The organism is Gilliamella sp. B3783 (assembly GCF_026536125.1).
In the GTDB taxonomy this organism is placed as follows: Bacteria; Pseudomonadota; Gammaproteobacteria; order Enterobacterales; family Orbaceae; genus Gilliamella.
Genome location: NZ_JAFNOU010000003.1, coordinates 88,100 through 103,117, shown reverse-complemented (window position 1 = coordinate 103,117; position 15,018 = coordinate 88,100). Strand labels below are relative to the sequence as shown.

The following is a 15,018-nucleotide window of genomic DNA, read 5'->3' as shown; positions in this document are numbered from 1 at the left end:
GTACCTCCTCATCAATATTGTATTTTCGTCCTTCCCTTTTACTCAAAGTACCAACAAAACATGATTAAATCATAATACTGTTGAATAAAGGGGAATTATCAATATAGCATATAATTTTAAAAAATTGAGTAAATATTAAACAATATCAAATTAAGGTGAACCAAAATATTTGAGGCATATGTCAAATATGAGAATTTGAGAGAGAAATAGAAAGAGCGTCATCATTTTAATAAAAATTTAAACGCTCTAACAAGAATCAAAGGCAGAGTATAGGTTCTGTATTTAACTATTTACCTTTTGTTGTTCTCCTTTAAAAAGTTTGTTGTCGTATAACTTTACAAAAGGTAAATAGATCAATAATGCCAAAATGGCCGAAAATATAGCAACAATCGCTGCTTTATAATCTCCACCTGTACCAATAAAAGCACCTAATCCTGCTGGGGATGGCCAAGGCACTAACGCAATAATAGGATTCATAAAACCACTACTTATAGCAAAATAACCCAACGTACCGCAAGCCATTGGCGCTAATAAGAATGGTATGGCAAGATATGGGTTATAAACGATTGGCATACCAAAGATAACAGGTTCATTAATATTGAAAATGGCAGGCACAACCGAAGCCCGACCTAATATTTTTAATTGACTAGATTTAGCAAAAAAAGCAATAAAAAAGGTCATTAATAGCGTTGAGCCAGATCCGCCTAAAATGACTAATGAATTATTAAATTCACCAGCAAAAGGAATATGTGAACCAGAAGCATTTTCAGCCATATTGGCTAACATTATTGGCGTTATAAACGCACCGATAATACTAGCACCATGAATACCAACAACCCAAAGTGCATGAATTAAAAATAGAATTACCATGATACCAAGCCAACTTTTGGTTAGATTGGTCACAAAAGTAAATGGCACACCAATAATATCAAAAATATCGGTACCAAAGTAAATTAAAATGCCATTAAGAATGATGATAGTAAATGCGATGACAAATGTTGGAATTAAAGCAGTGAACGATCGTGAAACACCTAACGGAACAGTTTCGGGCATTTTGACAACCCAATTGCGTCTAACACAAACAAAATAAAGTTGAGTTGCAACTATCGCCATGACAATAGCAATAAAAATACCCGAAGTACCTAACCGAAAAATAAAAGGTTTTAAGCGTAAACCATTAAAAACCAATTCTGTTGTATCATTAAGTAAAACGACAGAGCCATTTTTCAAAACAAGCTCAGGTAAAGTCATCATAAAAGCAAATATGGAAAGCATGGCTCCATTGAGTGGACTAACTTTTAAACCCGTCTCTTCTTGTTCAATTTTAGTTAGTTCATAACCAACAACAATATTAAAATAGATCGCTAAAATCCCCATGGTTGCTGTATTAGCAATCATATAAAGATCACTTATTCGAAAAATCGTATTCTCAAATAGACTTTCTAAACCAGTAAAAGTCATCGGTAATGTATTAAAGACTAAAAACATCGATCCTACGATACAAAAAGGAATTGATGCCATACCTGCCGCCATCACTGCTCGTACAATTTTAAATTGTGATATTTTTGCCATAGGCGACATCAAGTACTTTTGTAAAAACATAAATCCAGTATTCATCTTGTTTTCCTCTTCTAATTAATGATCGCTTGGTAAGCTAGAATTCTTTGATAGTGTTTATCTTTGTTACGCTCAATCTTTTTCAATTTATAGAGCATTAACAGCGAAATAGTTAGACACCCCAACAAGAGCACAAAAATAGTAGTTAATGTTGTTGGTGCTACTTTTAAAAATGGAAAAAATAAATGAAACACAGAGCTATAAACAGTAATAGTTACCATGCAATAACTGATAAAAATGGTTTGATAAAATAACTTGGCAAACGGTAATCTATTTTGATGTTGTCGATATAATTTAATTTGTTCAAAGCTGGCTAATGTGCCCAGAATAAAAATCATAGCTGGTAAAATAGCCATAAATGACAGTGAACCAAGTAAAAATACCAACCAATAGAGATTTAAAAATAGGAATAACGCGGTGCTGTAACGAACGGCTAAAAACCGATTGAAATAAAGGTTAGTTAAACTTGCTTTCTGATGTATTTTTAACTGTTTGTCCATGATTAGATTTAACCTCGTAATTTTTCGGTAAGCTGATGATTGAGTTCGTACAGATGGACCATTTCAATGGCAATTTCTCGCATAGTCATGGTTGTCATTAAATGATCTTGTGCGTGCACCATAATAATTTCCATGTTGATTTTGATGCCATTAGCATAACTTTGCAGTAAACCAGTTTGCGATTTGTGTGCTTGAAGAATCTGTTCATTGGCTTGTTCAAGGAGTTGTTTTGCTAAGTTGAAATCAGTTTGCCGCATAGCGTTAAATGCATCATGAATTTTGGTTTTGGCATTACCACTATGTAAAATAATGTTAAAAGCAATCAATTGAAGATCATCGGAACTCATTTCATCATTCATGGCTATGCTCCTTTTCAATAAGTTGAATAAAAAGTTGTCTAAATTGATTAAAATTTTGCGTTTTGAGTAATTTTGCTTGCATATCGAAGCTATCTATTAAATTGACAATCGCTTTAGTCATCATCGCTAAGTTGGGATTTTGATAAATAGACGGTGAAATCAAAAAAACAAAATGTATTTTCGGGTGATTTTGCTGCCAAAATAGCCCTTCAGGAATAAGAGCAATGCCTATTTTTGACAGCTTGCCTACAGGTTCAGCCGGATGAGGGACGGCAATGGTATCACTAAAAAAAATATCGCCTAATAACGAACGCTTATCTATCTGTTTTAGCATTTTATTTGTATAACAGCAGGATTCATTTATCGATAATCGATCCAGTAATCGAACTAACAATTCATCTTTTGATATAGGATGTTGACAGATATAAAAATAGTCGGCACTTAAATCATCAATAACTTGCTCAATATGCGTTAATTCACCTGAAACACTGGGCATTACTTTGTTGAATGCGGTACGATTCACAGAATTAAAATGTTTTTTTGAAGCAAGATAACAACGAATTTTTTGCACATCGTCTTCAGTAAAAAATACAGAAACCTGAAAAACGGGAATTTTAAACACTTTTGATGAAAGATCGACGGAAGAGATGATAAAATCCACCTCATCTAACATCTCGGGATCAATTTCATAATATCCTAGTGTGTCGACAATTTTAATTCGTTCTTGAAATTCACGTTCAATCCGATTTTTTAATAGTTGAGCACTGCCTAAGCCTGTAGCACAGATAATTAAAACTTTCGCTTTTTGTTCATTTTTTAGTTTTTCGATTGATGCTAAAAAGTGGAGGGCTAAATAACCCCACTCATCATCTTGAATAGAATAGTTTTTTAAGTTTGGAAGTTGGCTAAAATAATGTTTAACCAATTCAAACAGTTCAGTCGAACAGGTTTTGATTTCTTTAAGTAATGGATTTTCTAAAGTTATATTTTGTTCTAAGCGTACTAACATCGGTTTTAAATGCTGTACTAATCCATTTTTTAACTGCTCATCGTTCAAAAATTGGTAACCTGTTTCATGTTGAATTTTGACTAGCAAATTGTTCAACATTAAGCTTAATTGGCTATCTAAATTCTGCTCAATAACATTGGATTTACTCATCAAATGTAAAGTTAAGTACATCTGCTCTTCTTTAGGGAAAGAAAATCCAATTACAACTTCAATTCGATTAATAATTTTTTGAGCAACTTGGTACTCCAAAGCGTGATTAGCTGAGCTTGGCAAATCAAGATTTTGAATTAATAATCCTGATTGTAAACGTTTTATACTTAACGCCAAATGCAACACAATATTTTGCATCATTACATCAGATAGTTTAATTTTTGCTTCACGACATTCATCTAAAATAATAATGGTTAAAGTATCAAAACTTATTACATCACTAAATTTATTGAGATAACTTAAACGGTGTAAAAAATTGAGTGTTTCTTCATGAAAAAAATAGCTCATAATGAAATGTCGCTTTGCTTTTTCTGCACCATCAACATAAAACAAGCTGCGATTTTTTTTTAAAGTGAGTTCAAAAGGTTGCAGTTGAAGCTTGATATCTTGCATGTCTTTGCATAATTGCGATGTACTAATAAATAACTGTTCTGATAATGTTTCAATATCTATTGTTTGGCTTTCAAGTAATAAAAGATTTAGGATATGATGTTTTCTTTGGCAAAGTTCTCGACAATTAACTTGTTCTTGATTGGGATCCAATAAATGATGTTTAATTAAAAATTGATTAAATACGGTTCTATCTTTTACTTGTAGTTGGTACCCATAACCTTGCTTACTCACAATAATGGCACCATTTTCTTCAATGAGTGATTTGAGATCATGAAGATAAGTACGTACCGTTCTATCGGATAACGACAATGCTTTTGCGAGCATGGCACTACTTTTGAATATATTTTTAGAACAGACCATTAAAGCAATAAGGTCACGTTGTTTGTTTTTTATCATTATCATTCTTACCTGTGGCAACTAAAACCGCTATACAAAATATCGTGGTTAAATTTATCTACGCGAAAAACTCACCGACCAAGGTAATAAGGCGCTGTTATTTAAGGCATAGCAAAGACAGCGCCAACCTGTATATACAAATTCAACTTAGTTAATATTATCCTCAATCAACTTTGCTAATTGTTCAATCCCTGATTGGATAGGGATATAGGCTTGAAAAGGGATACTAACCACGGGTTTACCTACTTCATCACCTAATTTTTTGAATTTATCGAACATCATCATGGTTTGTGGACTAATTAAAAAAAGTCCGAAGTCACTGTTTTTGATCATGTTAGTGCCTTCAGTGGCTGAAACTGCATCAACGGTAATAGCTTTATCTTCTTTTGCAAAAAATTCCGTGACTTTTTTTGCCATTAACGATGATGACATACCAGCAGCACAAATAATTAATGCTTTTTTCATAGTGTCTCCTATAAACTTATCCGTTATAAATTTTCACCATTTGACTCAATGACTTTTTTATACCAAGCAAATGAATCTTTTCGACTTCGTTTTAAAGTGCCTTTACCTTTATTGTCTTTATCGACATAGATAAAGCCGTAACGTTTTTCCATTTCACCTGTTCCCGCTGACACTAAATCAATACAGCCCCATGGAGTATATCCCATCAAATTAACGCCATCTTCTTCAACCGCTAACTTCATTTGTTTAATATGTTCTCGAAGATATTCAATACGATAGCTGTCATGAATACTACCATCAACTTCAACTTTATCATATGCACCAAATCCATTTTCTACGATGAAAAGCGGTAAGTGATACATATCAGTTAACCAATTTAATGTGTAGCGCAAACCTTCCGGATCGATCTGCCAACCCCAATCAGATTTTTTAACGTATTGATTACCAATTAAATCGGTTTTTTCGTTATATTCATAGTTATTTGATTTTTTTCTAATTGCATTAGACATGTAATAACTAAAACCAATGTAATCAACAGTGCCGTTTACTAACACTTCGAGATCTTGACTTGTCACGTCTAATTTAAAGCCTTTGCGTTGCCAGTATTTGATAATATGGTTAGGATATTGACCATGAACATGAACATCGGTAAAGAAATACTTACGTTCCATGACTTTTTGCGCCATTAAGATATCACCAGGTTTACAGGTTTCCGGATAGATTGGTACGAATGCAATCATACAACCGATTTGGAAATCAGGATTGATAGCATGACCAATTTGAACCGCTTTTGCACTAGCAACCAACTCATAGTGTGCCGCTTGATACATAATTTGTTCGCGATCATCGCCAGCTTTATAGTAGATACCTGAATTTGTAAAAGGCGCAAAATCTTCATTAAAATTGGCTTGGTTATTGATCTCATTAAAGGTCATCCAATATTTGACTTTATTTTTGTAACGATCAAAGCAGACCTCTGCAAAGCGCACAAAGAAATCAATTAATTTACGATTACGAAAACCACCATATTCAGTAACTAAATAATAAGGTAATTCAAAATGTGAGAGGGTAACAACTGGTTCAATATTGTATTTTAAACATTCATCAAATAGGTCATCATAAAATTTTAGGCCTTCTTCATTGGGTGCCAGTTCATCACCTTTAGGAAAAATGCGAGTCCATGCAATCGAAGTTCGAAAACATTTAAACCCCATTTCAGCGAAGAGTTTAATATCATCTTTATAATGATGATAAAAGTCGATAGCTTCATGATTAGGATAATACTCACCGGGAATTATACCTTCGGTGATTTTACGATAACTTTTAGTCGATCCAACTGTCATCACATCCGCAACACTAGGCCCCTTACCACCAGCTTGCCATGCGCCTTCTAATTGATGTGCAGCAACAGCACCACCCCATAAAAAACCTTTTGCTAAACCTTTGTTATTCATGATCAAATACCTGTATTAAATGAGAGATTGAATTCAGTATAAAAGGAAAAAAGCTGAATTACTAACCAACTTTTTCCGTATTGATCAGGAAAAATAAAAAATGAGAACATGATAAGGAAAATTTATCTAACCTTTAGATAAAGCGAAGACATTGAGCCACTACGATAAAAATTTACCTAATAAAAAAATGTGTTTGTACAAATTTGTGAGATAATCTTTTACTAAATAACTCGCATTTTTTTAAAAAGATTAAGCTAATGATAAGTTAATGATTAGGTTGTATAACGACTAATTTAATACCCGTTCGACAGATCGATCCTAATTTATTAAGTGATTATTGATCACCCTGACATACTGATTTGATTAGTTATTCTCTATTTTTTCATTAATAATTAATCAATCCATAATAAATAGACTTAAATGAATTTAAAATAATTTTATTTAACAAATAACAGACTTATATAGGACTTGAAAAAAACAAAAAAGCTCAACGTTTTTATCACTTTTTTGAAATAGTGATATTAAAAGATGAATGGATTGATAATCGGTTCATTTTATAATGAGACTTAGACTAACTATTTTTTTAATAAAATTTTATTAATATTCATTAAAATTTTTTGACTATAATGAGATAAACACTTCAAATTCCTTCGCAAACTTTGTAGGTATAAATTCTAAGAGTTCATATTGTGCAATTTGATAAATATAAAATGGATCTTTTTGCATTATAGTTAGCGCTTGTTCTTTATTCTCAGCACGACAAAGTATCACACCCCCAATACGTGGCACTTTTCGGCCTGAAGCAATAAAATGTCCTGATTGATAATGACGTTCTAAATAATCGATATGTTGTGGTAAGTATTTTTCTACTTCACTAATCGGCTTGAGGTAGGTAATTGAAAAAATGAACATTTTAATCTCTTAATTTGAATATAAATAAGCCAACCATACATGTTGGCTTTGATTATACTAGTTTTTATTGAGCATCAATCATACACTATTATGAGAATGTTAAAAAAAAGTATACATCGTTAAAATTACTATTTTGCAACCCATTTGCCGTTTTCATCTTTATGGTAAAGCTTTTCAACCGCCGACCAGGCAACACGGAAAGCAACTTGCTCAGGTGAACTATTATCTCGTCTTTTTTTAGGATCTTGATACTCTTTTATGGCACTATTAAATGCTTCTTTAAAAATATCTTGAGCATGTGCTGGTAAAACATGTCGAACAGACTCAGGTAGGTCGTCTCGTGTTTGATAAGGCATATCACATTCCCCTATAAATTAATCATACAATATGGATAATTCTAAACGGTTGTTGCGAACTCTACTTTCAAAACAGTTAAGATTAAATTTAGTCTGATTTTATAGGAAATACAAGAATTATTAATCAATGAATTGGGTTAATTTTTATCTAAATCAATTTCAGGATTAATAAAGCAGTGTAAAATTACACCACTTTATTAAATATCGATTTAGTTATTTACATCAACTACAAAGCGACCTTTAATTTTACTTGCGATCACCTTATTTGCCACTTCAAAGCATTCATTTAATGTAATAGTCTGAGCTATATGAGAATACAGCTTTTCATCCATGTTTTCTGCTATTAATTGCCAAGCAGCAATTCGTTTATCATAGCTTGCCATCACACTATCTACACCTGCTAGTGTGACGCCTCGTAAAATAAACGGAGCAACCGTTGCGGGTAAATCCATGCCTTGAGCGAGACCACAACAGGCTACAATGCCACCATACTGAGTTTGGGCGCATACATTAGCTAAGGTATAAGAACCAACCACATCGACAACGGCTGACCACTGTTCTTTTTGTAGAGGTTTACCAGCCTCTTTCAACTGTTTACTATCAATAATATTGCTTGCACCAAGTTTGTTTAAATATTCTGTGTCAGTTAATTTACCTGTTGATGCAGTAACTTGATAACCCAATTTGCTTAATAAAGCTACCGCAACCGAGCCAACTCCGCCACTCGCCCCTGTCACAAGTATAGTTCCGCTTTGCGGTTTTATCCCAAAATCAACAATACGTTTTACACACAATGCAGCGGTATATCCAGCGGTACCAATAATCATCGATTGATAGGGAGTGATATTTTGGGGTAATGGAATTAACCAATCTGATTTTAAGTAAGCATATTGCGCCAGACACCCCCAATGGGTTTCACCACATCCCCAACCATTTAAAATAACAGTATCACCAGCATGATATCGATCACTGTTAGATTCAATAACTGTACCCACACCATCAATACCCGGCACCATAGGCCATTGCCTAACAACAGGGCTTTTATGAGTTAACGCTAATGCATCTTTATAATTGATACTTGAATAGTGAATTTGAACTAGAGTATCACCCTGTTGTTGCAACAACTGTTGTTTAGTGATGGTTTTTAATGAATGTGAAAACCCATTAATCTCATCTTTTTCTAAAATAATGGCGTTAAATGACATACATATTCCTTATCAAATTTTTGTAAATCAGATTGGGTAATTCACTACAATAAAGCTTAGTAATAAAGTTAACTTATTGAATTACTGTTTGTAGACAAATAGTCTAAATATTATAGACCGATCGTCTAGTTAATTGCAACTGATGACAATCAGATACTTTTATTCTACATATAGCTTTTGTTTTAGCGGGTTTATTATGTTTGATGATTCAAAAAAGGGGAATATTTAGTCATACTATCATTTTCTAAATAAATATAGTCTACAAATTGTTATTGTCTTATTATAAATAATCTTGCCGATATTAATGGACAATATTATCGAGAAACAGTTGAATAAAACAATCTAACGGATCAGATCGTTTAATTAACTTGCTACGTGTAACCGCGCCTTCCCAACCAATCCAGAAAAATTCAGCTAATGCCTTGCAGTCACTATTTGATTTTAGTTCACCACACTGCTGTGCAAGAAGTAGACATTTTTCAAGTTTAGCTTGCCAATTTAGCAAAATTTGTTCAAGAACTGTTGCATACCCCTTTGGCAGTAACGATTCTTCTTGAATTAATTCACCAATTAAACAGCCTCGATTGTAATCATACTTTGCCATACCTCGCTTCGCATCTTCATAAAACGCTTGTATTCTGGCTAAAGGTGATGAAATTGCATTATTAGTTAGATGTTTATCTAATTTATACATAAAAAAATTGTTGTATGAGGTAATAATGGCATGACCAAAATCCTCTTTACTTTTAAAGTAGTAATAGAAAGAACCTTTTGGCACTCCGACCTGCTTTAATATACTTTCAATATTTGATGATAGATAACCATATGTTGTCATTAACTCCATACCACTACGAATTAATGCTGTTTTAGTATCATTTCCTTTTTTTGAGAGTGTTTGAGATGACATATAAATAACGATTATTCGATTTTTACACAATTCTAGTTCTTTAATAATAAGCAGTCAGTTAGACAAAAGCAACCAGATTATATACTTAGTAAAACATACGACTATAATAGTTTAATAATACTTGGAATATTTAAAGACAATTAAACGTAGAAAAAATCACAATATTGATGCCTTATTTATTAACAATAAGATAAATAAATCCTACTTACTAAAACTAAGTTTGATAAATACTTAATGGTTTCAATCAGCTTAATATCCTTAGTGTTAATTACATTTTTTAAATGAACTCAATAAAAAAACCGATACCCTACTTAAATAAGATATCGGTTTGTCTAAAATAAAATTAGGATCTAACTCAAACTACCAATTAGCTCTAAGCCCTAAAGATCCCGTAATAGGTGCTTTGACATTTGCATCACCGCTGTTAGACCAAGTATGACCAATTTCAGTGTATGCACTTATTTGACTATTGATCTCGTAACTTCCACCAATAGCAAGCTCTGTGCTTGTATAGCCCGCACCACTTTTAATTTTTGTTGAAGCACTTGGACTTGCAAAAATAGTGCTATCATCACCATCTGGCGAATAGAACAAATTGACACGGGTATAAGGTCGTAATGTACCTAAATCAGTCTGAAAATTATTCTCTAATCGTGCACCAACTCGGAATAACCAAGAATCATTATCGTCCTGTTTAACCGTTGTTTGTCCACTTATATGGCTGTTATTGATATTTAACCATTGATGAATAATTTGTGCTTGAGGTTCTAATTTCCAATCATAATAATTTAAATTAAATGGTTTTCCCGCTTCGATTGAAGCGCTAATACCATAACCTTTTTGACTACTATTTTTATTTTCATCAGGTTTAATATCCACCTCATGACGCCCACCTTGTAGAACCAAATCTAAATAAGTGCCATCGTTTTGCATGTAATTACCATAAGCGCCAATAAAGTAAGAGTTGAGATTATTTTTACCAACTTGGCCAAAGTCACCACTAGCAAAACCATTCATATGTAACCGTCCATATAAATAACCAAAGTAGCCCCCTGCTCGCCAATTAGTATCTTCACTCAACCAAACATCACTTCCAACTTGAAAACCTGTATAATTCCCTTTACTACGTGCATCAACGTCACCATCTTGTTTAATATCTGAACGTGCAGCAATTAGTCTTCCCCAACTAGTATAATCATCAGGTAATAATGTATTACCTATACGTTGGTGCATATTACCTTGCATTATAAGGTCTGCTTGACGTAATTGAGCAGCAACTGCGGCAAACATTGGCACTTCTTTACGATAAGATACTTTATGATTAACCGGTTTATCCGGATTAGTCGGATTAACGGGCTTATCTGGATTTGTTGGGTTAACCGGCTTATCTGGGTTAGTCGGATTAACCGGTTTATCTGGGTCTGTTGGGTTTACCGGCTTATCTGGGTTAGTCGGATTAACCGGTTTATCCGGGTTTGTTGGATTAACCGGCTTATCGGGATCTGTTGGGTTCGTTGGTTTATAAGAGCGCAAATACCAGTTTTCGTTTTCTTGATTAAGACCGCCTTTATATAAATAATATTCAAAAGCACCAACATCTATATGATTACCTTCTAAGTTAAACGCATCATTTGAACTTATACCCTTGACATTAACAATCTCAATACCATTAGTCATACCGGTGTTAGCACCTAATCCACCGACATTATTTATGTTTACTGATGTATGGCCTGAAGCATTGCCACCAATGAGCAATTTATCGGTCGGACTATTACTATCTTGAACGACTGTATCAAGTAACAATCTGCCATTTACACCATTATAATCCCCTGTAATAGTTAAATTATCTCCAGCATAACCATTATTAAGTGTAATAGTACCAGCATTATACACACTTCCTCGCACTGTAGCTTGATGCAAGGATGGCACTAAATCTAACACCGATCCCGAGCTAAGGGTTAATTTATCAGTATTAAGATCACCTGTTAGTGATAAAATGCCTGTTTGACCAACATTAATATTTTCCCAATCTAAAATAGCCACATTATTGATACTGCCTGTTGAGTCAGAAGAACCAGTAAGATGCGTACTAAAATTAAGCACGTCTTTCTCTGACAAGTCTCCATCTCGGGTAGCTTTATGCCCACCATCAAGTACAGTTATATCAGAAATATCAGCACCTTGGTTAATATTCAACGTATCATTGCCTGTTCCAAGCAAAATTTTACCACTAACCTTCGAACCATCATTAAGATTGATAGTTGAATTCGTTACTTCGTTTCTGATAGCCGTACCAAGTGTAGAATAAACATTAGCACCATTATTAAGGTTAATATACGTTGCCGTACCTGATTGACCTGTAGTGTAAATACCGGCATCTTTGTTATTATTTTGATCGTTACCATCAGCGTAAACTTTATTAGCTATATCAATAACTGTATTATCGGTGCCGTTATTATTTACATAAATACCATTATCTCGTCCATGAATGGTTCCTTGGTTTTGTTTGATACTTACACCCGAGCTTGTTGTTCCATTATCAACCTCAATACCCGCTTTTGCTCCACCTACTACAATCCCCGATGTAACGATGACAACATTGCCTTTACCTGAATTATTTAACTTAATACCATTATTAGCACCTTCGATAATACTATCTGCCGATTGCGTCAAATCTATGCCTGTCGTATTATTTTGGTTAAAGACATCTATCGCATCATCTAACGTCGAGTTAATTTTACCATTTAAAACTAAAGTAGATGATCCCTCGCCATTATTTATCAAATTCACGCCTTTGCTATGACCTTTTATATCACCAGATTGTGTTAGTGTAAACGTTAACTCTCTGGTTTTAAGACCATTTTTAATCAAAATCGCTTCAGCATTGTAGCCATTTACTTCGCCAGCAATTTCGATATCTGTTAACCCTTGACCATCATTGAGTGCATTAATACCATTATAAAAACCCGAAATACTGCCATCAGACTGTTTAATGTTTAAATCATTAGTTGTATCGTTGTTAACGACCAATAAAGCATGTTGAGAATCCCCTACAATAACACTAGATGTCTCAACATAGGTCGAAGCCAATCCATTATTAATTAAATAAACACCATTTGTCTTGCCATTTATGCTCCCACCAGATTGTATAAAATTTAATTCATCTGTCTGATTACCATTTTCTGCAAATACCGCTTCATTAGTATTAGCTGACACAGTACCGGATAAACCGATATTGGTTGTTCCTTTACCATTATTATTGAGATTAATACCCTTTCCGTTACCAGTAATAGTACCATTATATTGATTTATCGTAAGAGAATTGGCTGTATTACCATTAGTGATTGACACACCATCATTTTGATAACTCAAAATATAACTGCTCAAATCTATCTGAGTAGAACCCCGACCATTATTTATGACATTTATACCGTTATTGTGGCCACGGATATATCCTATAGACTGTGTAAGATTGATATTTGTAGCCGTTTCTTCTTGATTGATAGCTTTAATGCCATCTTCTTGTTGACCAGTAACATCACCTGATATATTCATAATAATAGAGCTGTTACCTTTGTTGACAAAATTTAGCCCATTATTATGCCCCTTAATTGAACCTGATGTTTGATCTAATTTTAAAAGATCTGATCCCGTTTCATTTATCGCAATAATGCCATCTTTCTGTTGTCCTTCCACATCATTTCTGGTTGTAATGGTTGTCGCTCCTTTACCTTTATTTAATAAATTTAAACCATTAACATTTCCCCAAATACTCCCTCCACCCTGTGTTATGGATAATTTAGTTGAGTCTGGGTTTAAATTTTGAACCACAATCCCATCTTGTTGTTCACCAATTATTTTACCAGAAAGGTTAAAAGTACTTTCTCCTCTACCCTTATTAATAACGGTAATCCCATTATTATGACCGGTAATTTCACTTTGTTCGAACTGAGTGATAAATACATCTGATCCGGTTTCAGCTGTTTCAGAGTAAATTGCATCACTATTACTTCCTATTACTTTTCCCTTTGTCAAAATACTGGTTTTCTCTGAACCAGAATTATAAACAGAAATACCATAAGAATTACCAGAAATTATACTTTTTTCTTCTAATTGGTTTATAGTAATTATTTTGCTTTTATTACTATTTTTAACAAAAATACCTTCGCCATTGCCCCCTTTTACCGAGCCTGAAACCAGAATTTCGGTATTACCTATACCTTGATTATCGACATTTATACCACGATTACCACCCGTAATAACCCCTTCTGGTTTAGCATTATTTATTGAAATGTCGGTTGCCTGATTACCATTAATCACCGATATCCCATCTTCTTGGTTACCATTAACAGCACCTGAAGTATTAACATTCGTTGTACTTTTACCATTATTAACAACTAAAATCCCAGTTTTTCCACCTGTAATACTGCCATTGGTTAATTGTGTGATAATAATATCTGTCGAGTTTTCAGCATTTTCAGCCATAATTCCATAATCTGTAACACCCAGTATGGTTCCAGCAGTATTTATTGATAAAGTATTTGTACCTTGATGTACCAAGTTTAAGCCATTAGTGCTTCCTGTAATTTTACCTGCTGTTTGTCCAAAGATTAAACTGTCTGTATCAGTCGCAGAAGTATATTCATATCCATTGCCACCATTATTTGTAGCATCGCTATTTTGGCTCAAATGGATTGAACGCCCACGCGTGCTAATGCTTGAAAAGCGCTGGATATAATTAGCAGTATCAGTGTTAAATAAAGTTGAAGAATGAGTGGTAGAACAAGACTGATTAATTTGATCATTCTTACTACAGTTCGCATAACTAGGCGAAATCATAGCCGCAGTTATGCTAGTTGTAATCATATTAATCAAAAATGTTTTACGTTTAGATTGTGCCTTCCTTGAGCTGTCAATATCATGTTGACGCGATGTGTTCCAAATTAACTTAGATACTTTGTTCATATTTCCTCTCACAAAAGCAATTATTGGCTTTCATCCAATTTTTTATAGAAAAACATGAAAAACTTAATTAATTGGTTATTTTTATAATGTTGCACTTAAATTTTAAAAACTGGTTTATTTATTGACTAAGTAATTTGAATAACACAATAATTCTCTAAAACCAGAATGACTTGTTGAATAAATAACGCTAAAAACTATTTTTAAAAATTTAAGATGGAAAAAAGAAAAGCTTTTGGTAACTCGATACCTTTTTTACAATCAATTGTATAC

The 15,018-nt window shown here is 33.5% G+C and carries 11 protein-coding genes; all 11 read right to left on the bottom strand.

Annotated elements, in window-relative coordinates; all coding sequences use genetic code 11:
* Window positions 1-282 precede the first annotated feature (282 nt).
* The 11 genes from celB to J3U59_RS04045 all read right to left on the bottom strand — a co-directional run bounded on the left by celB (window position 283) and on the right by J3U59_RS04045 (window position 14,748).
* The gene (gene celB, locus J3U59_RS04095; RefSeq protein WP_267333180.1) at window positions 283-1,617 is read right to left on the bottom strand and encodes a PTS cellobiose transporter subunit IIC; all 1,335 of its coding nucleotides are present in this window, start codon (window positions 1,615-1,617) and stop codon (window positions 283-285) included.
* Between the two features lie 14 nt (window positions 1,618-1,631).
* Window positions 1,632-2,117: a hypothetical protein gene (locus J3U59_RS04090; RefSeq protein WP_267333181.1), complete on the bottom strand. Its 486-nt coding sequence runs from the start codon at window positions 2,115-2,117 to the stop codon at window positions 1,632-1,634.
* An 8-nt stretch (window positions 2,118-2,125) separates the two neighbouring features.
* A complete protein-coding gene (locus tag J3U59_RS04085; RefSeq protein WP_416379563.1) occupies window positions 2,126-2,464 on the bottom strand; it encodes a PTS cellobiose transporter subunit IIA in 339 nt (112 codons plus the stop codon).
* A 4-nt stretch (window positions 2,465-2,468) separates the two neighbouring features.
* Window positions 2,469-4,484, bottom strand: coding sequence for a BglG family transcription antiterminator (locus tag J3U59_RS04080; RefSeq protein ID WP_267333183.1), 2,016 nt, complete (start codon window positions 4,482-4,484; stop codon window positions 2,469-2,471).
* 147 nt (window positions 4,485-4,631) lie between these two features.
* Window positions 4,632-4,949, bottom strand: a complete 318-nt coding sequence (locus tag J3U59_RS04075; protein WP_267333184.1) for a PTS cellobiose transporter subunit IIB — start codon at window positions 4,947-4,949, stop codon at window positions 4,632-4,634.
* 23 nt (window positions 4,950-4,972) lie between these two features.
* On the bottom strand, window positions 4,973-6,403 hold the full coding sequence (locus tag J3U59_RS04070) for a 6-phospho-beta-glucosidase (RefSeq protein ID WP_267333185.1): 1,431 nt from the start codon (window positions 6,401-6,403) through the stop codon (window positions 4,973-4,975).
* A 621-nt stretch (window positions 6,404-7,024) separates the two neighbouring features.
* Entirely contained in the window at window positions 7,025-7,315 is a 291-nt protein-coding gene (locus tag J3U59_RS04065; protein WP_267333186.1) for a YciI family protein, read from the bottom strand.
* Between the two features lie 128 nt (window positions 7,316-7,443).
* Window positions 7,444-7,671: a ChaB family protein gene (locus tag J3U59_RS04060; RefSeq protein ID WP_086308919.1), complete on the bottom strand. Its 228-nt coding sequence runs from the start codon at window positions 7,669-7,671 to the stop codon at window positions 7,444-7,446.
* Between the two features lie 209 nt (window positions 7,672-7,880).
* Window positions 7,881-8,876 (bottom strand): MDR family oxidoreductase, encoded by a 996-nt coding sequence (locus J3U59_RS04055; protein ID WP_267333187.1) that lies wholly within the window; start codon window positions 8,874-8,876, stop codon window positions 7,881-7,883.
* A 301-nt stretch (window positions 8,877-9,177) separates the two neighbouring features.
* Entirely contained in the window at window positions 9,178-9,783 is a 606-nt protein-coding gene (locus tag J3U59_RS04050) for a TetR/AcrR family transcriptional regulator (protein WP_267333188.1), read from the bottom strand.
* A gap of 360 nt (window positions 9,784-10,143) precedes the next feature.
* Window positions 10,144-14,748, bottom strand: a complete 4,605-nt coding sequence (locus tag J3U59_RS04045) for an autotransporter outer membrane beta-barrel domain-containing protein (protein WP_267346518.1) — start codon at window positions 14,746-14,748, stop codon at window positions 10,144-10,146.
* Window positions 14,749-15,018: the final 270 nt, after the last annotated feature.